The organism is Undibacterium sp. GrIS 1.2 (genome assembly GCF_040544435.1).
GTDB lineage: Bacteria > Pseudomonadota > Gammaproteobacteria > Burkholderiales > Burkholderiaceae_D > Undibacterium.
The window spans coordinates 18,695-39,331 of sequence record NZ_JBEONP010000040.1 but is presented as its reverse complement, the minus strand read 5'-3'; the positions used below and the strand labels follow the sequence as shown (position 1 = coordinate 39,331).

The following is a 20,637-nucleotide window of genomic DNA, read 5'->3' as shown; positions in this document are numbered from 1 at the left end:
ATATCACCATCATATCGATTGATCAGGAAACACAATGTCACTTGCCTTCTCTTTTCTGCCATTGTTACTGATGCCATGCATCTTCGCATTGCTCATCAAACTGGCAGCTTTTTTGTATAAACGTACACAGTTACGCTGGACTCATGCATTAATATACGGCGTCATTGTTTCTGTATTGAGTACGATTACAACGATATTAAATAATGTCACTGGCAGAGTCTTACCGGTTTACTTCGCTTTTATTATTGGCTTAGCCTTACAGTTATTGCTGGGTGGATGGTATCTGGGACCAAAAGCCACCAACACAGATAACGCTCCTATTCTATTTAAAGGTGGCGTCATATTGTCATTGATCAGCTATCTGTTGGTTGTCGTGACCGGTATATTGGCCGCAATTTTCATTCTGATTTTTTATCAAATGCACTAGATTTCCTTGTCTGAAAAATAGACTCTGCAACGAAAGGTGGTTCTTTTGGATCTTCAGCTATCAGGTCTTCATGCCATTGTGACCGGTGGTTCTGCCGGAATAGGCGCGGCGATTGTCCATGCTCTGGCGAGTGAAGGTTGCACGGTTTCTTTTTGCGCCAGAGGTCAGGTGCAGATTGACAGATCACTTCGTTTAGTTGAGCAACTTCCCGGAACTGTTCGTGGCTACGTTGTTGATGTGACTAAGATCGACGATTTTAAAACGTGGATGGCTGAGATCGGTCATGTTGATATTTTCATTCCGAACGTGAGCGCGATCAGTATGGATTGGGCTGCCAGTATCCAAACAGATATTCAGGCGACGGTCAACACAACAGAGGCAGTCATTCCATATCTGCAAAAATCTTCTCATGCTGCAATCACATACATTGGCTCTAAAGCAGGCTCGCTGGAGGCACCGACTTCTGCACCTTATGGAGCAGCAAAAGCGGCAATGGTGCATTACATGAAATCTCTAGCCACGCGTCTGCTGCCGACAATTCGGGTGAATACAGTCTCTCCCGGGGACACCATATTTGACGGTGGATTATGGGATCGCGTAAGTCGAGAAGAACCTGAGACTTTCGAAAAAATTATTAAACGCAACCCCATGCGGCGCCTAGCTACAGCAGAAGAGATTGCGCGAGTTGTCGCTTTTATTTCCAGTCCCGCAGCAAGTTTTGTCGCAGGTGCAAATTGGTATGTTGATGGCGGTTCAGTCAATCATGTGCAGTTTTAAATGCCGACTCTGTGATTTCATGTAATTACATTTCAAGCACATGGCTACAGTCATCGGTTGGTCGCGCAAGATAGCTGTTTAACCAGTTAAATACTTTGCCTGCATTATCTTCAATTTGCTCGCCAAAACCGTGCGATGACAGTAAGGCGATACCGTTGGTATGTGCCAGTATTCCAGGGCGCAATATTAAGTTCTGTGCGTTGTCATCGGTTGCTGTTACGTAAAGCGAATTGAGCCATTTTTCTAGCAGTGGCGCGAGCACCAGATTATGTGATGAGACGATTACCAGACCTTTTTGCGCTAGTGTTTTTAATACCGCTGCGGCGGCAGAAACTGATTCGCTATGGTTGGTCCCGCGGAAAATTTCATCAATGATGTAAATGCCCTGATGCGTCTCATTGGCTGCGGTGAGTAATTCTTTGGCACGTCGCAGTTCTGCGATGTACAGACTCTCGCCACCCAATAAAGAATCTTCATTTTGCATACTTGCATAGACCGGACGTGTTGATACGTTGGCGGTCTTGGCATAACAAAATCCAAATGCACGGGCGACGATCAGATTTATTCCTATGGTGCGTAGCAGGGTACTTTTACCAATGCCATTTTTGCCGGAAATAAATGCACCCTTGGACTCCAGCCCAATTGATAGCGGCCGCGCCTGATGTAGCAGTGGATGTACTGCCTCAGTAAATGCAAGCTGCTTATATTGATGGCGCTCTGCCCAACAAGTATTGTTTTGATCTAACAGATGACGTGCCAAAGCGATGTCTGCTTCTAAATTTGATGTACGCAAATAACAGTCGCGTAGAAAATCGATATTGGCATAGACGTGCAATACACTCTTAAAATAATGCCTGACATTCGCTATCATTAACCAGTCGATATACGCTCTGGTGCCTGGAATGATGGCATCAATACTAGGCAGTCGTGTTAATTTCCGGTTGATTCTCCCGGCACGGACTCTATTATCAGCAAACTCTTTCAGATCTATTTCTGTACGTTTCCCAAGCACACTGCATACGCCCAATAACTGATTGAGTGAGCGCATGGAGTGATTCCAGAGATGCATCGCCGAATGATAATGAATCTGTATGGCAAACAGTCCTAGCAGCGAAAGTGACGCAGTTATCCCGGCGAATGGATGCAGCAATGTCGCACCAAGTGATACAAAAAATGTCGCAGCTATTAACCAAGTATAGCGATGCCAGCCAGGTAAGCTGATCTGATTTGAATCACGAAATAATAAGCCTGCAATCTCGGCGTCGGCTTTACGCAGGTTTTGGAATACATCATGCAGCTCGTCTAACACGGACGGATTTTGCGTCAGTGTTTGCAGTCGCTCAGACAGCTTTGCACATTGCTCATCGCCAAGCCCAGTACGCAAGCGTTGATACAGTATCTGTTGACCAAAAATACTGACTTCTTTTGATAATACTGTTGCGTATTGCTGTACCAATAAATCTTTCCAAGTTTGGTCATCAATCGCATGTGCGTCGGGATTTAGTGTGACGCTATGTAATTCCCCGATCTGCTTTACAGAAAATGAATGATCAAGTGAGTCTGGCTCGGGTAGAACTAAAAAACGAATCCAGCTGATGAAATTTTTCCAGGCAAATTGCAGTGATGATATAGACATACAGCCCTTGGCTAGCGAAGTGTGTAGCAGAATATAAATAGGAATTACGTAAATGCGTGCGCGTTGATTCACTAGATGTAGCTTTGGGCCAAGATATCAAGAGAGATGCAAAGGGATACGCAATACTGCGATAGATATTTGTCAACGCAGTTCGAAACGCGTTTGCCCGGTGGTGTCTGCGACGGACTTTTCTTCGCGCATAGAGGAAGATCGTATATTTTCCCGTAGACTAGTTACGGCAACTGGCACTGTTCTGATTTAATCTCTAATGTATGCTGCTTTCAAACCTTCAAATTCTATTACGTTGTTTAGTACGTATTTCCTAACATCCGTCTAGCCAACGCTATATATTCTTTCAACTTATCAAATTACATAGCATGACCGTGGCGCCCGCCTGGCGCCAGCTTGTCGCATACAACCAGTAACCGCCATGGCGCTGTGGAAGAAGTGGTGATTCGCCGCGAACCGACCGAGGGGTGCGAAGCACGAGCCAATTAGGTCTGGCTCAACTTTGCTCAGGTCATCACACGGCATGGCGCGAGCGGGCAATTGAATGGAGCCGCATTGATCATTTGGTAGCGATGCCCGAGTCAACGAAGTTGCACAAAGTGGATCGAAAAACCTTAGCAAAGACAGCGGTTTTGAGCATAAACTGATCTCAGTGCTTAGATTTTTTTCAACCTGCCATGGCGCAATGCGACTATAACAATCGCGCTGATGTCCGATTTCTCTGCAGGACTTCGCTGGCTCATCTTTTATGGCCCACTGTTCCCAACTACAACTGCGGCACATTGCCCTTGGCTTTATCTTGCTCGGCGCGGCGCTTCGCCTCGGCGCCCGCAGCCTTGGCATTGACGACGCCAATATCATGCACTAGCCATGGGGCTGCCATGGATACGCAGTAGGTATTGACCAAGCCCGACCTAGGAGCCAAGTGCGACGTAACCATAATATTTAGTGCACAGTTGGGCGAAGGATGGAGCAACATCGCATTCACTTCGGGGGCGCCGGGTATCAAATCCCCCTGGCATGGACTGTCGGTATTGGGTCCTCTGTCGTTCATGCTGAGTTTGCCGTTCATGTCGTAGCGCCACTTCGCTAGCCCGAGAAAATCCGGACGCGTTGCGTTGTCGATTCCTTGTGCATCGAATTTCGCTGCGACAGAGCGCTGCAGTACGGCCACTGGGATCGCTTTGTCTGACGGCAGGTTTGTGAAGGCGCGCAATACCATGAAGACGGTCCCAGCCTCGTTGTACAACAGGACGAACTTCTCACCGCTACCGTAAGAGTCGTCAGGCGAGGTGGTTCGCACATCGGCTTCAACACCGTTGAAACTAGAACTCATCCAGGTAAAATCGGTCTTTTTGAACTTGAAATTCGGATTTGCCTTGAGTGCAAGACGGCGCGCTTCATCGATATTCATACCAATCTTGATGCCAGCAATATCTGGCAAATTAAGTTTTGCTAGCACTGCGCTGACCTCGGCTGAATCGGGTCCTTCCGAGCTATTACGCGACGGACTGTTACTCCTACCCGCTGCGTTGCCGGACGGGGTCGACTTTCCTGAATTTGCCGTGTTGCCACTCGCAGGTGTGGTAGCGGGGGCTTGATTCTGGGTTGAGATGCTGTCGGTGATTATCTTCTTTAGGTCAATCGTTGTACCAGCATGGGTTGCCAGCGGTACCGCGAGTGCCAGTATTGATACGAGGGTTGATACAGCTTGCTTCATGTGTGCTCCGTCAAAAGGAAATTAGGGGGGGCAGTTGCCGTGCAGACGGCGAACGTAGCCATTCCATTGAAACATAAACTTGATTTAATTTCAACATTTCCGCATTGCTGCAGCGTGATGCGCAATTGATGTGAATATTTTGAATGAAGTCAAACTGATGTATTTTGAGAGCGGCGGCATTTCTTGCAGCTCACAATATCGATAGTGTTTGTTAACGCAGTTGGCAATGCGTTTACCCGGTGGTTTTGCGACGGACTGGATTAATTACAGCAACTGACATTGTTCTGATTCAATCACTACCACGCCGGGCGTGGCTTTTAAGGCCGCACTAATCATGGCTGCTGCCACTTTGCTTGTGGAGACCGGGCGTAGACGTTTTGGGACGAGTGGTCCTAGTAATTTACTGAAACTGATTGCAAACGATTCCCCCCAGCGTTTTTCTGGCCGTTCGCCACCGTCCAATAGCGAGGGACGGACTAGCATCAGAGATATAAATCCCAATCCCGCCAGATCACGTTCGGTTTCTGCTTTGACGCATAAATAAAATGAACTGGCATTGAGTTTGGCTCCCATGGATGAGTTGAGTACAAAGCATGTGGTACCGGCAGCAAATGCATATTTCGCTGCATCCACCACATAATCATGATCTACCCGGTAAAACGCAGCTTGTGACCCAGCCTGGCGCATGGTGGTGCCAAGCGCGCAGAGAACGGCATCGGCTTTCCACCATAGGGCATCAGCTGGTAGCTGATCAAAATCGATAATCGGATTTTCCAGCTTGGCGTGACGACGTTGGGCATCTGCTAGCGGGCGTCGGGTGGGCGCGATGATATGACTGATGCCCTCATTGGCCAGCGCTTGCGCCAAGATTTGTTGACCTACTAAACCACTGGCGCCGAGTACGATGAGGCGGGTCATAAGCGACTTTCACAAAATAAATAGGATGCGTTGAGTTTGATCAAGATGCCATAGCGACGATTAGTGTATCGCTGAAACGAATATGTTCGCAGAAGATTGTCTGGCGAACCGCCTTAGGCATAAGAGCCGATTTCTTGCGCTGACCGTACGCTAGTACGGAACCGTTTTGAAGCACAGCTGATTTTTACGCCGGCAGTTCCAAGCTTTCAGGACAATATTTCTACCTGAATTGAATATACTCCCTATTATTTTTATTAAAAATGTCGTAGTGTCCAATGATTATATGGACACTTAAAATATACTAGGTGATAGTATTTATTATTCATCCTCTTGTCTGATCATAAAAATACTATCACCTGCTACGATATATCACCAATTGTCTGCTACTTAGTGCCTACTTAGTTCCTACTTAAATGCCTTAATCAGCGCATCAAACTTCACCTTGATGGACTCGTCATGATGATGAATTGACGGGACTTCCCTATCGATTTTAAGTAGTTCATACACAGCCATTTGTGCCGCCCGTACCGAATATTCCACGGTGAAGACAACATCGTCAGCAATCTCTACAAACTGGCTGACGAAGGCAAGATTTTTAGAATTCGCTGGTACTGGCAATGGGCGATCATTTTTTGTCCTTGGCATAAACATGCTGGTGATATATGGCATGCGGCAAGGGATGCAATTGGCATTGGCAAAACTGGCCTGATCAAAATTGAGATGACCGCACAACTCTTGCAAAATCTCTGCTCCGCTGCATTCCGCCATTGGTTTGGCTACAAAATTACCGATGCGATCTGGGTGTAGCGCATAACCCCAAAATACCTGCACGCCCTCTGGCTGATCCGCAAAATGCGGTTGATGTGCAAGCACTACCGACATAAACCAATTGGAATCTTTAAACGTCACCAAGCCGCCAGTACCTGCCCGGTTACCAGTAAATTGTTCCATCTTATCGAAGAAAATACTGTCTTTGAGTGTGACCGTAAACGATGCCCAATACGATTCCGGGATGCTGGAATTAAAGGCGGCAGGGTTACCAAATTCAGGACGATTTACGGCGATCTTTTCCCACAAGCGCCAGCCTTTACTATCGTGTTTGGTCAGCTTTACCGGGGCGGCGCTCATGGAGCCATAACTAGAGGCATCGGTCATGGACGCATTTTGGAAAAACACAATATCGCCATCAACAACGGTAACCACTTCATCTTTACCATCGCGATGGCAATGCAAGGCAGTGACGACGATTTTGTCATTTTGCGTGACGAGATCCATATCCGTTACAGTGCAGTTAGTCACAAAGTTCACACCCTGAGTTTGCAACCAGCTTAACAACGGACGTACCAGTGAATCAAACTGGTTATACACAGTGCGCTTTACACCAGCTAAGGTTTCGATGCGAGAAAACTCCATCATAAAGCGGTGCAGATAACGCTTAAATTCCACCGCACTATGCCAGGGTTGGAAGGCAAACGTAGTCGCCCACATAAACCAGAATTTGGTTTCAAAAAATGTTGGCGATAACCAATCAGTGATGGCGCTGTTCCCCAAGCTGGCTTCATCAGCCTCGCTTAGTTTTAGCAGCTCCATCCGGTCTTGCATACTAAATCCCATGGACGTGACGTCCACTTTGAAGCGATTTTTATCTACCAGACGTGCCATAGAATGCGGCATGTTTTTGAGATTAAACGCAACGGTTTCATCGAATACACTTTGCGCCGGATTGCTCAATGAAGGAATGCTATTGAATAAATCCCAGGTACATTCGTAATTGTCAGTAGTTAGCATACGTCCACCACGCAAGGTGTAGCCGTGCTCTGGATTGCCCGCGCCATCGAGACTGCCGCCAAGGAGTGGCATCGCTTCAAAAATCGTAATTTGCTTACCGCTCACGCCGCCGTCGCGGATCATAAAGGCGGCGGCTGACAAAGAGCCAATGCCGCCCCCAATGAGATAGGCTTTATGCGTACTGTTCATTATTTTCCTAATTAGTTGATGTGTTGACGATTCGCGCTGCTTAGCGCTGCTTTCATGCTGATATGGCACGCGTTACTTTTCATCTAGGTCAAGATGTCTTACCTGACCGTAGAGCTAAAGGTAGATAAAATCTGTCGATTACGCTTTGATCTAGGTCAAGCAATAGTGGTGATAGAGCGAATGCTCAGGATGAGCGCATCGTAAAGCTCGGCGATAGTTCAGTCAGTGCGGCAGCACACAGTGCCTTGTATGTAGCCTCGAAGCTGATTTTGTTTGCATTTTGCTACGCAGAATGGCGATTGAGTTTTATAATAGTTTTTACCGATGTAAAGCAAAGAAATGACATGACAAAGACGCCAAGCCAGATGACTACCGTCCGCAAACCAGACTCTGCCAGCGCAGAGCAGCGAAGACTGCAAATGGCCGATATCGCCCGCTTGGCAGGCGTCTCTACTTCTACCGTGTCACGTGCTCTTAGTGGCAGCTCCTTAGTCAATGACGAGACCAAGAAAAGAATAGAAGAGTTAGCACGCTCATTAAATTATTCCATCAATATCGGCGCACAAAATTTACGCCTTAAACAAAATAAAACGGTAGCAGTCGTGGTGCCTTACGATACGACAACACGACAACATTTATCGGACCCTTTTTTCTTAAGCATGTTAGGTAGTCTGGCCGATGCATTGACCGATCGCGGCTTCGATATGTTGCTGTCGCGGGTGGATGCTGAGCAACTGGACTCGGCCGCACAAATTTATGATACCGGCAGAGTGCTTGGCGTGATTTTGATCGGGCAATGGCGTCATCACGATCAGCTTAATCAACTGGCAGCGCGCCGGGTGCCGATTGTGGTCTGGGGCGCACAATTGCCACAACAATTGTATGTGACCGTTGGTAGCGATAATGTCAGCGGCGGTTTTTTAGCGACCGAACATTTAATTCAGTCCGGCAGAAAGCGTATCGCATTTTTTGGCGATACCCAACTGCCAGAAATGGCGCAGCGTTATGAAGGCTATTGCAACGCGCTGAGCCGTTTTCAACTCCCCTTAGATCCCAATCTGGTCGTACAAGCCTCATTTGTAGAAGACGGCGGCCGACTCGCAGTAGAAGAGTTGTGCTCCCGTAAAATCCCCTTTGATGCCTTGTTTGCCTGCAGTGATTTGTTAGCGATGAAGGCAATCAATGCACTCAGGGATAAAAAATACCGCGTATCAGAAGATGTCGCCGTAGTCGGTTATGACGATATTGAACTTGCCCGTTATTTTCATCCTCCACTCACCACAGTGCGACAACCTATGGCAGCAGCAGGGCAGGCGCTGGTGCAAGCCTTATTGTCGATTGTCGAACACGATGCAGTTAGTCCGCGACTGTTGCCTACCCAATTGATTTCTCGTACCAGCAGTTTGTAATCTGGTCGACTAAGGCTTCTAGCTTGAATTCTATGACAATCAGTTTTCTGCTTTGATTGCAAATATTTGCAAACGGTTGCAATTCTTAGATTTTTTGTGTTTTTAAATCATCTAGATGTAGAATTTCTCTCGAAATTCATGCTGCGCCGCATCAGCAAACGATTTACATTTTTAGTATGTTGCACAATTGTGACAAGCGATTGTGGCCAGGGTACTTATCCTTTTTGCATTGAAAATTTCCGATTTAATCTTGAAAATTTCTGCTTTGACCATAGTAAAGGCGATAGTTTTTTGCTTAATGACAATTGGGAATAGTTAAGATATTTACCGCGAACAATATCAAATTCCTATTTCTTGATTGCACTAAATAAGTGCTTTGCTGCACTGCGTTATTGCAATCGATTGCAATGATTATTTATTTGACCGATAATCCATTCACTTACTGGTCGCCCATGGTTCAAAAGATCTTCAGCAATGTTTGTAGAATATGTTTGACGAGTGTTTTTGGAGAATTCCAAAAATCTACGAGGATTGCTGGAGGTCTTTTGTTATTTTCTTTAGTCCGTTGAAACACAGCGGTTTAGTAAGAGAACAGTGCGCTGAAGTAAAGTAAATACGTAAAGTGAATGCATAAAATAAATACGCAAAACGACGCAAAATAAGATTGTTAAGAGCAGTAAAAATAAAGAGAAGCAAAAATAAAGAGCCAAATCAAGCATGCATTGTGTTTGAAGAAATTTGGCGAAACCGAAAAAAACGGAGACAGAAATGACATCATCACGCATCAAAATGACGCGCATAGCCGGCTTGGTATCACTGGCTGTTTTGCAAATGAACTCTGCTTGGGCGCAAGAGGCAACGCCAAGTGCCGACAATGAAAAAAATTCTCTCAATCTGAATAGCGTAGTCGTAACGGGTACACCGCTACGTACGTCTAAGATGAAGGCCAGTGTTTCTATCAGTACGCTGGATGCAGACCAGATCGCCCAATCAGCGCCTACCAATGCAGCAGAAATTTTGCGTGCGATTCCGGGTGTGCGTGCCGAATCCTCTGGTGGTGAAGGCAATGCTAACTTGACCGTGCGTGGTGTACCGATCTCTGCCGGTGGTGCGCGTTATGTTCAGTTTCAGGAAGATGGATTACCCATTTTACAGTTTGGTGATATCGCTTTTGTGACGCCGGATATGTTCTTACGTGCTGATGGCGGGCTCAGTCATTTAGAAGTTGTCCGTGGCGGTACTGCCTCAACGATGGCGACTAATTCTCCGGGCGGCATTATCAATTTCATTACTAAAAATGGGCGTGAAAAAGGCGGCAGTATCGGGATTACTAAAGGTCTGGATTTTGATCAGACTCGTTACGATTTTGATTTTGGTACACCGATTTCCGACAAGACACGGATGTTTGTAGCGGGTTTTTATCGCAGCGGTGATGGCGCGCGTCCTGCTGGTGTTACCGCAGAAGATGGCGGCCAGATTAGGGCGAATATTACGCATGAACTGGACAATGGTTACATCCGCTTAAGCTTTAAACATCTGGATGATAAGACTCCGATGAACATGCCTGTGCCTGTGAAAACAGTTAACGGCACCATCTCAGAATTGCCGGGGATTGATCCACGCACAGCGAGCTTCTATTCACCGTACTGGACCCGCGATATCGTACTGAACGGTAACAACAGCAAAACCTCCACCAATGTGAACGATGGTTTGCATGTCGTCAATAATGCGTTCGGCGCAGAAGCTTCGTTCAAGCTTGGCGAGGGTTGGACTCTGGACGATAAGTTTCGGAAGTCGAATAATTCTGGTCGCTTCATTTCGATTTTCCCAAGTGATAACAGTAATGTACAAACCGGTATGACTTATGCCACCGGCCCTAATGCGGGTAAGGCGTATAACGGTGCTGCGTTCACTGCAACGGTATTCAATACTTCCCTGGATGATGTCGGTAGTACGGTCAATGATCTGAAAGTATCCAAAGTATTCGAACTTGGTAGCGGTAAATTGGCCGCAACAGCTGGTTTGTATTCCTCTATCCAAAATCTGGGCGTGACCTGGAACTTCAATCAATACCTGATGCAGTCCAGCGGCGACAAGCCAGCGCTGCTGAATTCCAGCGCAACGATTGCGGGTTCGCCCGGTCTATTAGCAGCAGGAACCGATGTCTTTGGGGGTTGCTGTAACCGTTATATCGATGCGCAATACAAGACCAATGCGACGTATCTCAACCTCGGTTGGGAATCGGGTAATTGGAATATTGATGGTGGTCTGCGCTACGATAAACAGAATGCTTCCGGTACTTATAATCAGGCAGTTAATCAACTGTATAGCGCGGCTAATACTAAGTTTATCGATTACAGCGTTAATCACACTTCGTATTCATTAGGTGCCAATTATCGTCTGACAAAAGACCTCGCTTTATTTGCACGTACGAGCGACGGTATTGCCTTCAATGCGGATCGCATTATGTTTGGCAATCCACTGGATGGATCGACACCGATCAGCACTAATATCGTCAAGCAAAATGAGGCTGGTGTGAAGTGGAAGACGGGTGACTTTAGCAGTTTTGTTACTTTCTTCCAGGCTAAAACGGCCGAGTCTAATTACGAAGCAACGACGCAAAAATTTACCTCTAATAATTACGATGCTAAAGGTATCGAAGTTGAAGCCAGTTATCGCATTAATGAATTCCGTATGGCTGGCGGCTTGACTTATACCAATGCAAAAATAGTTGGGGCAAATGATCCAACGATTATCGGCAAGACACCCCGCCGTCAGGCTGATTTGATCTATCAGATTGCACCAACTTATACCATCGGTGATACGGTATTTGGTGCTAGCGTGATCGGTACAACCAAGTCATTTGGTGATGATGCCAATACTTTAAATTTGCCAGGATTTAGAGTGGTCAATGCCTTCGTTAATTACCAAATTAATGAGCGTACACAAGTCTCCTTAAGCGCGAATAATTTGTTTAATTCAATCGGCTATACCGAAGTGGAGGGCGACGGTCATGCTGCTCGCTCAATCAACGGACGCACGATCCGCGCTACTTTGAAATACTCGTTTTAAATAATTGATCGTCTCAAATTAGTCCAAATAATGCCGTGGAGATTTCCACGGTGTTTTATCCAGTCCAGCAGTACTTTGACTCCCGTTGTGTGTTCTCCTTCTGCGGGAGTTTTTTTCTTCTTTTTGTCTTGCTAAATAATGCCTTCTAGTTTGTTACATCGCAGTCTTGCGTCTTTGCTCTCTGAGTTGCCATCATCGCAGCATGCCTTAATACGTTTACGTTTTGAGACGCAAGCGCCAGCTCTAATCGATAAATTGCAAAGCTTATATGCAGATCGCCTTGGGAGCGCCGAACAGTTTTCTACATGGCTTATTCAGTTGATGAATAGCGTCGGTCAATTGGCTGCCCAGCGCTCGTCTGCGCTATGCCAATTAGACCAAAGTCGCAGCGCAACACCTGGATGGTTTGCCAGCCAAGATATGCTGGGCTATTGCACTTATGTTGACCGGTTTGCCGGAGACTTAGCTGGCGTGACCGATAAGATTCCTCACCTGACAGAGATGGGTGTGCGCTACTTACATTTACTGCCATTTTTAAAAGCCCGCCAAGGTGAAAACGACGGAGGCTTTGCAGTAGCTGATTTTGATGCGATAGAACCGCGTCTAGGTAGTATGGAAGATTTGCAAGCACTGACCACCCGATTGCGTGATGCCAATATCAGTTTATGCTCTGATTTTATTTTGAATCATATTGCAGATGACCATCCTTGGGCGATGGCAGCGAAGCAGGGTGATCCGCATTATCAGAATTATTTTTATCACTATGCGGATCGACAAAAACCGGATGAATTTGAAACGACTTTAGGACAAGTTTTTCCCCAGGTAGCACCAGGTAATTTTAGTTTTATCGAGGAAATGCAGTCCTGGGTTTGGACCACTTTTTATCCTTATCAGTGGGATTTAAACTATAGTAATCCCTCTGTTTTTGCTGACATGGCTGCTGCCTTATTGCGTCTTGCCAACCGTGGGATAGAAGTATTCCGATTAGATTCCACTGCTTTTTTATGGAAACGTGAGCAAACCAATTGTATGAATCAGCCAGAGGCGCATTGGATACTACAAGCATTGCGAAGCATTGTTGATATTGCTGCGCCTGGCGTATTGTTAAAGGCGGAAGCGATTGTCCCGACAGCAGAGTTACCCGCGTATCTGGGCAGCGCAGATGGCGTTGTGAAAGAGTGCCATATTGCTTATCACAGTAGTTTAATGGCAGCTAGTTGGGTTGCATTGGCGGAGCAAAATACCGAGTTGATCAAACAGGTAATACTAGGCACGCCAGTGTTGCCGGATCAGGCCTCATGGCTGACGTATGTGCGCTGTCATGATGATATCGGCTGGAATGTATTACGCCCAGAGGCGAGTCAATGTACCTCAGATGTGCAACAACGGCTATCTAAAGTAGCGCAATTTTTTGCTGGAGATGGAGATAGTTTTGCCAGAGGAGCCAGCTTTCAGGCGAGCGATCCCAGCGCGGTTCATGGCAGTGTTGGTATGGCATCTGCATTAGCCGGATATGCCGCGGCTATTACGCCGGAACAATCCCAAATTGCCTTGCGTCGCCTGTTGTTAATGTACGGTCTGGCACTGAGTTTTGGTGGTATGCCCGTCATTTATATGGGTGATGAATTAGCCCTGGCCAATGATTCTGATTACCGTCAGAACTCTGCTAATGCGCAAGACAGTCGCTGGCTACATCGTCCAGTATTGGATGCTGCTGCATTTGCCGCGCGATACGACGATCAAAGCGATGCTGGTGCAATGTTTGCGGGGCTTTGTCATTTGCTTAAATTGCGTCGCCAGTTAAACCAACTGGCAGCAAATCAGCCACGCCAGTTATTGCATTTCAGTCAGCCAGAAGTCCTGGTATTTTCAAGAGGTAGTTTTTCTACTGACAGTGATCAATTTATTTTTATCGGTAATTTTTCTGATAAGAAAATTAGCTTAGATTGCTCAACGCTATTTAGTAATTTACCTGCGACGATCTCGCATGTCGTTCGCTGGAAAAATCTTCTTGCCACCTCTGCTCAGCAAGAGATTCCACTCGCTATCGAAAGCCAAAATCTGCTGGAGCTTCAGCTAGAACCATGGTCACAAGTCTGGCTTACTCCAATAACAAATACTGAAGCAGGAGTCGTATCGTGAGTAACCCAATTAGCATGCAAGTCACGATTTTTGGCGAGGTATTGATTGATCAATTTCCTCATCAAAAAATTATTGGTGGGGCACCTTTTAATGTGGCGCGTATATTAGGTTATTTTGCTTGCGATCCCTTATTCATTTCGCGCGTCGGACAAGATGCTTCTGCTGAATTAGTCCGTACTGAAATGCAGCGGTTTAGCCTGCGACAAGATGGCTTGCAAACTGATGTGGATTATCCGACTGGACTGGTCAAGGTAGAGCAAGACGAGGGCGGCGATAAAGCGCAGCATCGCTTTACGATTCTGCCAGATCAGGCGTATGACTACATCGACGCTGAGCAAGCATCGTCTACGTTTTCAACTATTAATAAAGCTAACGCAGGCATCATGTATTTCGGTACCTTGGCACAACGTAGTATGACTTCCCGCAGCGCTTTGTATGCCTTGCTTAATCAAACCAAGGCATTGAAATATCTTGATTTAAATTTACGTAGTATGCAGTTCAGTATGTCGGCGATTGATACGTCCTTGCATAGCGCCGACGTACTTAAGTTGAATGAAGATGAATTACTGACTTTGTACCAAATCTACCTGCAAACGGATTCTGCGCACCAGCTCAATATCAATAGTGAGCCGGCAGACTGGCAAGAGGCGATACAGATCTTAATGCGCCTGTTTAGTTTGCAGGCGGTTATCGTGACCTTGGGCGCACGTGGCTATGCTTATTTTGATCGCGAAGGTCGTTATCTCGATAGTGGAAAAAATACGCTGAATACCGTAGTGGTGGACACCGTCGGTGGGGGGGATGCGTTCTCTTCGATTTATTTATTGGGCCTGGTTCAGGGATGGTCGTTGGATGTCAGCTTACGGAGGGCGCATCAGTTTGCCGCCGCAATTTGCGGTGTGCGTGGTGCAGTCGCGGCGGACCTTGATTTTTATCGGCAATGGCAAGAGCGGTGGGCTGCAGAGTCTTTGAAGGACGAACTCAGTAAAGGAACACCCGTATGAGCAGCGTGACTAATGTGACCAGCGTGATCAGCAGCGTTCGAGGTATTTTGACTAAGCCTAAGCTATCGTTTTGGCAAATCATTAATATGAACTTTGGCTTTTTCGGTATTCAGTTCAGTTTTGGTTTGCAGCAAAGTAGCATGAGTCCGATTTACAAATATCTCGGCGCGGATGAAGCCAGTTTGCCTTATCTGTGGCTGGCAGGACCTGTTACGGGCTTGTTGGTGCAACCCTTGATTGGTGCGATGAGCGATCGCACAGTAACTCGTTGGGGACGACGCACACCTTATTTTTTATTCGGTGCGATTTTATGTAGCCTGGGATTGCTGGTGATGCCGTTTAGCGCAACGCTGTGGATGGCAGCTAGTTTGCTATGGATATTGGATGCCGCCAATAATGTAACGATGGAACCCTACCGCGCATTTGTCAGCGATAAGCTAGATAAGAGCCAACATTCAATCGGGTTTTTAACCCAGAGCGCATTCACCGGACTTGGGCAGACGCTGGCGTATTTAATGCCCTCTATCTTAGTCTTGATTGGCATGAATAAAGATGCCGTTAATGCCAATCACATCCCGCATATTGTGATTGCTGCGTTCTTAATCGGAGCTGTATTTTCAATCGTATCGATCATATGGACGCTCAAAACCACGCCAGAAATCCCGTTGACCGCTGACGAGTTAGCGGCGATCAAACGCAAACCAAGTGGCTGGTTAGCGACACTGCGCGAAGTTGGTCTGGCGATCAAAGAGATGCCGCTAACCATGCGCCAGTTAGCGCTGGTTAAATTATTCCAGTGGTACGCGATGTTTTGCTATTGGCAGTACATCATGTTGTCGATAGGCAGGACTATTTTTGGTACCAGCGATCAGACCTCGCAGGGTTTTCGTGATGCAGGTTTATTGAATGGGCAGATCGGCGCTTTTTATAACTTTATCGCATTTGTCGCGGCATTTGCGATGGTGCCATTTACCCGCCGCTATGGACCAAAAATCACGCATGCAATCTGCCTGACCTTGGCGGGACTTGGCATGTTAAGTATTCCTATGATCCACACACCGTCGTTATTATTTATTCCGATGATTGGTGTCGGTATGGCCTGGGCAAGCATTATGGGGAATCCCTATGTCATGCTGGCTGGCTGTATTCCGGCGGAGCGTACAGGTGTCTACATGGGGATTTTTAATATGTTTATTGTGATCCCGATGATCATTCAGATTTTTACCTTGCCTTTGTATTACCAAAGCTGGTTGGGTGGTAATCCCGAAAATGTGGTCCGGCTGGCGGGTGCTTTATTGATTTGTGGTGCGTTTTCAGTCAGTTTGGTGAAGATTCGTTCAGTCACTTCTGCTGTTAAAAAATAAAATAATCTTGCGTTGAGTCGATCCAAGATTGCATTGAATGTACGCATGATCTTGGATGACTATAATTAATATACTGGATGGTAGTAAATATGAGTTGTCCAGGTATTATCTGGATAATGAGCATTATTTCTTAAAAATAATGGGGAGTATATTATTTACATACTTAACAGAGCGGTTTTTTATCCTGCAAACACGCTCTATTTTTTACGATAAATTGGCTGATTAATTTAAAAAATTTTATTCCAAAATCCAGCGTAATTGCTTACCGTTGGCATCAACGATCGTCGTCATTTCTTTAAATACCCTTGCCTGGATCGCATCCGGCAGACGCACCAGATCCACGTGATTGACAAACCGGTCGCCGTGCATAAATCCCCAGGTAAAGAACTTAATCGCCGCCAGCGTTTTGTCTGGATTATTAGTTACTTGCGGCATGATGACAAATGTCCCCATAGTGATGGGCCAGGCATTGGCGCCTGGTTTGTCTGTCAGCATTTCATCAAACATGGCTTTAGATTTCCATTGGCTGGCATTCAGCGCGGCAGCAAAGCTGTCTGCCGTTGGCGCTAAAAATTTCCCGTCACGATTTTTTAACTGGACGCTACTAAGCTTGTCTTGCAGTACATAGTTGTAATCAACATAGCTGATCGAGTAGGACGTTTTTTTGAGGGTCGCAACGATGCCGCTACTACCTTTGACTTGGGTTACATCTTTATGCCAGTTAATCGTAAAATTTTTGCCATACGTTGTTTGCCAATCCTTGCTCATCTTTCCTAAGTAATCAGTGTAGTTGTAGGTTGTTCCTGATCCGTCTTGACGCACGATGACTTCAATATTTTTCTTCGGCAGACTGATTTCTGGATTGAGAGCCGTGATTGCCGCATCATTCCAGCTCACAATTTGACGAGAGAAAATAGCTGCTAATACATCACCGGTTAAGCGCAGTTCGCCCGATTTGACCCCTGGCAAATTGACGATGGGCACCACACCAGAAATCGCGGAGGGGAACTGTATCAGTTGATCTTTTTTTAAATCAGCCGGACTCAGTGCAACATCACTTGCACCAAAGTCAACTTCCTTCGCCTTGATTTGCTTAATCCCACCGGATGAGCCGATTGGTTTGTAATCCAATACATCGCCACTTTTCTTGGCATATGCTTCTGCCCAGGTGTTATACAGCGGTGCAGCGGCAGAAGAACCAGCTCCGTTCATAGTCGCCGCTTGGATGGGTGCGAGCAATACCAGATTGAGTAAGGCGAATAAGCTGATTCGTTTGGTGATGTTGTGTGCAAATTTCATAATAGACTTAGAGTAAAAAAATACTGCTGTAAAAAACTCGGATTATAACGACTATCCGATGATTGATATCGATCATTACTGCATCACTAAAATAGTTAATTTGATGCCATGTCACAGGAGTGTCACGTAAAAACACTAGGCTTGATCAATCTGAATATTCGATTTGAATATTCGTTTAGCTAAAAATCCGGATAAATTTTAATTTGTTTGTTTGAGATAAATAGTTTATATTATTTATATGTTTACATTTTTTGGAGATATTAATGGTTACTACTGCAAATAAAAAACCAGTTTTAGATGACAGCGCAGACAAGCCAGTGATTAAAACTGCTGTAGTTCCTGCAAAGAAAATTGCTACAGCAGCGAAGCTGGCTTCCAACCCGGAAGCGATGCCAAAAGCGCCTGTCGTAAAGGAAGAAGTGAAAGCGGTAGCTAAAAAAGTTGTAGCAAAAAAAGTAGCTGTAGCAAAAGCGAAGCCAGTTACTAAAGTGGCAAAGTCAGCGGTAAAAACAAAAGTATTAGCTAAGCCAAACACCGTAAAAATTGCAAAAGCGGCTACGCCTAAACCGGTAGTGAAGTCTGTAGCAGTTAAGGCCGCAACAAAGCCTGCTGCTAAATTAAGTGCAGCGACTGCGCATAAAGAAAAAGCTAAAAAAGAGAAACTGGTACGTGATAGTTTCACCATGCCAGAATCTGAATATGTCGTTTTAAGCCATGTGAAAAAAGCTTGTCTAAGTGCAGGGATTGAAGTTAAGAAAAGCCAATTGCTACGCATAGGCCTAGTCTTGCTGAACAAGACGGATCTCACTTCCCTCAAAACTTTGATTGCAGGCTTAGCGCCATTGAAGGCAGGACGTCCTAAGAAAGAAAAGTGATTTTTAAAAAATCATAAAATCGCTGCCAGTCATGACATAAGTAGCGAGCTTAATTAGCCATACTTAATCAGCTTTAATCAGCTATACCCCAAACAGGCTCAGCCCATAACGGACTGAGCCTGTTGTATTTTTGCTTGTCATAAAAGCGACATCAAACTGTCATCTTGTTGAAGTAATCCTCATTTAATCTTCGTCCGTCTAAAAGCACAATGCCCAAGATGAGATTGTCTAAGATTAATTGAAATAGGATGAAGAAGAGGATGACAATATGAGATTACTCACGATACCTGCTGATGCCAATCCTAGTTTTTCTAAATTAAGTTTAAGTCTGGCGAGTACCGCCAAAGAGATTAAAGAAGTCCAGCGTCTGCGTTATAAAGTATTCATCGAGGCAATGGGTTTATCTGCCTTAACCAACCCCGATGGTCTTGATAAAGACGAGTTCGATGAGCATTGCGATCATCTGATTGTGCGCGATACCAAGACCTTAAAAGTCGTCGGCACCTATCGTATTCTTGGCCCAACGGCCGCAAGACATATCGGCCGCTATTACTCCGAAACAGAATTCGATTTATCTCGCTTGCAAAATATTCGCGGCAGCATCGCTGAGGCAGGGCGTGCTTGCATTCACCCTGATTATCGCAGCGGTGCAGTCATCATGATGCTGTGGGCTGGCTTAGCAGCGTATATGCGTCGTGAGCGCTGCACCTACCTGATTGGCTGCGCCAGTATCAGTCTGACGGATGGTGGCCACAATGCGGCAGCGATTTACCGTAATTTTAAAGAGAACGACTTTGCTCCTCTGGAATATCGGGTTACGCCGCATTTGCCATTTCCGATTGATGAGATGGATGTTGGTCATGAGGCACGTATCCCACCGTTACTTAAAGGATATTTGCGCGCCGGAGCCTGGGTCTGTGGTGATCCTGCCTGGGACCCGGACTTCCACTGCGCCGACTTGTTTGTGATGTTGCCTTTGTCAAATTTGGATAATCGTTACGCTAAACATTACGGTACTGAGGAGAATGCATAATGAAACCTGGCGACCACTTCTTAAATCAGAAACTGTTTAAAACCAGCAAAAAAGATGTGGTGCGCTTCCGCACTATCTGGATATCCGATCTGCATTTAGGAACTACTGGTTGCCAGGCTGCCCGCCTACTTGAATTTTTGCAGGCGACTGAGTCAGAGAATTTGTATCTGGTCGGCGATATCATTGACGGCTGGCAGCTCAAACGCCGTTGGTATTGGGATCAAGTCCATAATAACGTAGTGCAAACCGTACTGAAAAAAGCCAAGAAGGGCACCAATGTCATTTTTGTCCCTGGCAATCATGATGAATCGATACGCCAATTCATCGATCTTGATTTTGGTGGTATCAAAGTCAGGGATGAACTGGTACATGTGACCGCACAAGGCAAACGTATGCTGGTGTTGCACGGCGACCGTTTTGATGGCGTGATTGCCTGCGCCAAATGGTTAGCGTATGTCGGTGATAGTCTTTACACCGTGATTTTGAAGTTCAACCAAGTCTTTAATAACTGGCGCGCCCGCGCTGGTCTACCGTATTGGTCACTATCGCAATACCTCAAACTCAAAGTCAAAAATGCGGTCAGCTATATCAGCTCATTTGAAAATGCCTTAGCCGATGAAGCACGCAAACGTGGTTTGGATGGTGTGATCTGCGGTCACATCCATAAACCAGAAATCAGAGATATTGATGGCGTGATGTACTGCAATGATGGCGACTGGGTAGAAAGCTTGTCGGCCCTGGTAGAAGACGCCAGCGGTGAATTACGTCTGATTAGCTGGCATGACGTGGTGCAGGTGCAGCAGCCAATGATGGCGCAAGAGCCGGTATTTTCTGAGGTTTGATTTTTTCAGCAGCTTTTGAATTAAAAATATCAATGAGAGTTTCTAAAAAGCCAAAGTGAAGGTTCAGTAATAATGCGGCTTGTAGCACAATATTGTGCTACAAGCCGCATTATTACTGGGGGGAGTGATTTTT

Annotated in this window: 15 protein-coding genes; 10 read left to right on the top strand and 5 right to left on the bottom strand. The window is 45.9% G+C overall.

Translation table 11 applies throughout. The annotated features are described in order from the left end of the window. Positions 1 to 34 precede the first annotated feature (34 nt). Together AAKU61_RS16235 and AAKU61_RS16230 are read left to right on the top strand one after the other, a co-directional pair. On the top strand, positions 35 to 427 hold the full coding sequence (locus AAKU61_RS16235) for a hypothetical protein (protein WP_354333929.1): 393 nt from the start codon (positions 35 to 37) through the stop codon (positions 425 to 427). A gap of 45 nt (positions 428 to 472) precedes the next feature. After that, the gene (locus tag AAKU61_RS16230) at positions 473 to 1,204 is read left to right on the top strand and encodes an SDR family NAD(P)-dependent oxidoreductase (protein WP_354333928.1); all 732 of its coding nucleotides are present in this window, start codon (positions 473 to 475) and stop codon (positions 1,202 to 1,204) included. Positions 1,205 to 1,229: 25 nt separating this feature from the next. On the opposite strand, the gene AAKU61_RS16225 is transcribed toward AAKU61_RS16230, so the two are convergent. The 4 genes from AAKU61_RS16225 to AAKU61_RS16210 all read right to left on the bottom strand — a co-directional run bounded on the left by AAKU61_RS16225 (position 1,230) and on the right by AAKU61_RS16210 (position 7,464). Then, the gene (locus AAKU61_RS16225) at positions 1,230 to 2,840 is read right to left on the bottom strand and encodes a MutS-related protein (protein ID WP_354333926.1); all 1,611 of its coding nucleotides are present in this window, start codon (positions 2,838 to 2,840) and stop codon (positions 1,230 to 1,232) included. A gap of 775 nt (positions 2,841 to 3,615) precedes the next feature. Next, a complete protein-coding gene (locus AAKU61_RS16220; protein ID WP_354333924.1) occupies positions 3,616 to 4,569 on the bottom strand; it encodes a hypothetical protein in 954 nt (317 codons plus the stop codon). A gap of 264 nt (positions 4,570 to 4,833) precedes the next feature. Continuing rightward, positions 4,834 to 5,487 carry an NAD-dependent epimerase/dehydratase family protein gene (locus AAKU61_RS16215; protein WP_354333922.1) on the bottom strand — a complete coding sequence of 218 codons (654 nt, stop codon included), beginning with the start codon at positions 5,485 to 5,487 and terminating at the stop codon, positions 4,834 to 4,836. A gap of 405 nt (positions 5,488 to 5,892) precedes the next feature. Continuing rightward, positions 5,893 to 7,464: an oleate hydratase gene (locus tag AAKU61_RS16210; RefSeq protein ID WP_354333920.1), complete on the bottom strand. Its 1,572-nt coding sequence runs from the start codon at positions 7,462 to 7,464 to the stop codon at positions 5,893 to 5,895. A gap of 344 nt (positions 7,465 to 7,808) precedes the next feature. Between AAKU61_RS16210 and AAKU61_RS16205 the strand changes: the two genes are divergently transcribed. The 5 genes from AAKU61_RS16205 (at position 7,809) to AAKU61_RS16185 (ending at position 16,455) form a co-directional block, all read left to right on the top strand. Continuing rightward, a complete protein-coding gene (locus tag AAKU61_RS16205) occupies positions 7,809 to 8,873 on the top strand; it encodes a LacI family DNA-binding transcriptional regulator (RefSeq protein WP_354333919.1) in 1,065 nt (354 codons plus the stop codon). A gap of 768 nt (positions 8,874 to 9,641) precedes the next feature. Continuing rightward, positions 9,642 to 11,945 carry a TonB-dependent receptor gene (locus tag AAKU61_RS16200; protein ID WP_354333917.1) on the top strand — a complete coding sequence of 768 codons (2,304 nt, stop codon included), beginning with the start codon at positions 9,642 to 9,644 and terminating at the stop codon, positions 11,943 to 11,945. A 138-nt stretch (positions 11,946 to 12,083) separates the two neighbouring features. Then, entirely contained in the window at positions 12,084 to 14,087 is a 2,004-nt protein-coding gene (locus AAKU61_RS16195) for an alpha-amylase family glycosyl hydrolase (protein ID WP_354333915.1), read from the top strand. After that, positions 14,084 to 15,091 (top strand): PfkB family carbohydrate kinase, encoded by a 1,008-nt coding sequence (locus AAKU61_RS16190; protein WP_354333913.1) that lies wholly within the window; start codon positions 14,084 to 14,086, stop codon positions 15,089 to 15,091. The genes AAKU61_RS16195 and AAKU61_RS16190 overlap by 4 nt, the downstream gene beginning before the upstream one ends. Beyond that, positions 15,088 to 16,455, top strand: coding sequence for an MFS transporter (locus AAKU61_RS16185; RefSeq protein WP_354333911.1), 1,368 nt, complete (start codon positions 15,088 to 15,090; stop codon positions 16,453 to 16,455). Before AAKU61_RS16190 ends, AAKU61_RS16185 begins: the two co-directional genes overlap by 4 nt. Positions 16,456 to 16,692: 237 nt before the next feature. Here AAKU61_RS16185 and pstS read toward each other — a convergent pair whose 3' ends face one another. Then, positions 16,693 to 17,754, bottom strand: a complete 1,062-nt coding sequence (pstS, locus tag AAKU61_RS16180) for a phosphate ABC transporter substrate-binding protein PstS (RefSeq protein ID WP_354333910.1) — start codon at positions 17,752 to 17,754, stop codon at positions 16,693 to 16,695. A gap of 251 nt (positions 17,755 to 18,005) precedes the next feature. Here pstS and AAKU61_RS16175 point away from each other — a divergent pair, with 251 nt between their 5' ends. The 3 genes from AAKU61_RS16175 (at position 18,006) to AAKU61_RS16165 (ending at position 20,504) form a co-directional block, all read left to right on the top strand. Then, entirely contained in the window at positions 18,006 to 18,629 is a 624-nt protein-coding gene (locus AAKU61_RS16175) for a hypothetical protein (RefSeq protein ID WP_354333908.1), read from the top strand. 268 nt (positions 18,630 to 18,897) lie between these two features. Continuing rightward, complete coding sequence (locus AAKU61_RS16170; protein WP_354333906.1) at positions 18,898 to 19,662, top strand: GNAT family N-acetyltransferase; 765 nt, start codon at positions 18,898 to 18,900, stop codon at positions 19,660 to 19,662. Then, complete coding sequence (locus AAKU61_RS16165; protein ID WP_354333904.1) at positions 19,662 to 20,504, top strand: UDP-2,3-diacylglucosamine diphosphatase; 843 nt, start codon at positions 19,662 to 19,664, stop codon at positions 20,502 to 20,504. The genes AAKU61_RS16170 and AAKU61_RS16165 overlap by 1 nt, the downstream gene beginning before the upstream one ends. Positions 20,505 to 20,637 lie beyond the last annotated feature (133 nt).

Excerpts from the sequence above, each read along its gene's own strand:
- AAKU61_RS16235 (WP_354333929.1), top strand. The coding sequence starts at position 35 with ATGTCACTTGCCTTCTCTTTTCTGCCATTGTTACTGATGCCATGCATC.
- AAKU61_RS16225 (WP_354333926.1), bottom strand. The coding sequence starts at position 2,840 with ATGTCTATATCATCACTGCAATTTGCCTGGAAAAATTTCATCAGCTGG.
- AAKU61_RS16220 (WP_354333924.1), bottom strand. The coding sequence starts at position 4,569 with ATGAAGCAAGCTGTATCAACCCTCGTATCAATACTGGCACTCGCGGTA.
- AAKU61_RS16215 (WP_354333922.1), bottom strand. The coding sequence starts at position 5,487 with ATGACCCGCCTCATCGTACTCGGCGCCAGTGGTTTAGTAGGTCAACAA.
- AAKU61_RS16210 (WP_354333920.1), bottom strand. The coding sequence starts at position 7,464 with ATGAACAGTACGCATAAAGCCTATCTCATTGGGGGCGGCATTGGCTCT.
- AAKU61_RS16205 (WP_354333919.1), top strand. The coding sequence starts at position 7,809 with ATGACAAAGACGCCAAGCCAGATGACTACCGTCCGCAAACCAGACTCT.
- AAKU61_RS16200 (WP_354333917.1), top strand. The coding sequence starts at position 9,642 with ATGACATCATCACGCATCAAAATGACGCGCATAGCCGGCTTGGTATCA.
- AAKU61_RS16195 (WP_354333915.1), top strand. The coding sequence starts at position 12,084 with ATGCCTTCTAGTTTGTTACATCGCAGTCTTGCGTCTTTGCTCTCTGAG.
- AAKU61_RS16185 (WP_354333911.1), top strand. The coding sequence starts at position 15,088 with ATGAGCAGCGTGACTAATGTGACCAGCGTGATCAGCAGCGTTCGAGGT.
- pstS (WP_354333910.1), bottom strand. The coding sequence starts at position 17,754 with ATGAAATTTGCACACAACATCACCAAACGAATCAGCTTATTCGCCTTA.
- AAKU61_RS16170 (WP_354333906.1), top strand. The coding sequence starts at position 18,898 with ATGAGATTACTCACGATACCTGCTGATGCCAATCCTAGTTTTTCTAAA.
- AAKU61_RS16165 (WP_354333904.1), top strand. The coding sequence starts at position 19,662 with ATGAAACCTGGCGACCACTTCTTAAATCAGAAACTGTTTAAAACCAGC.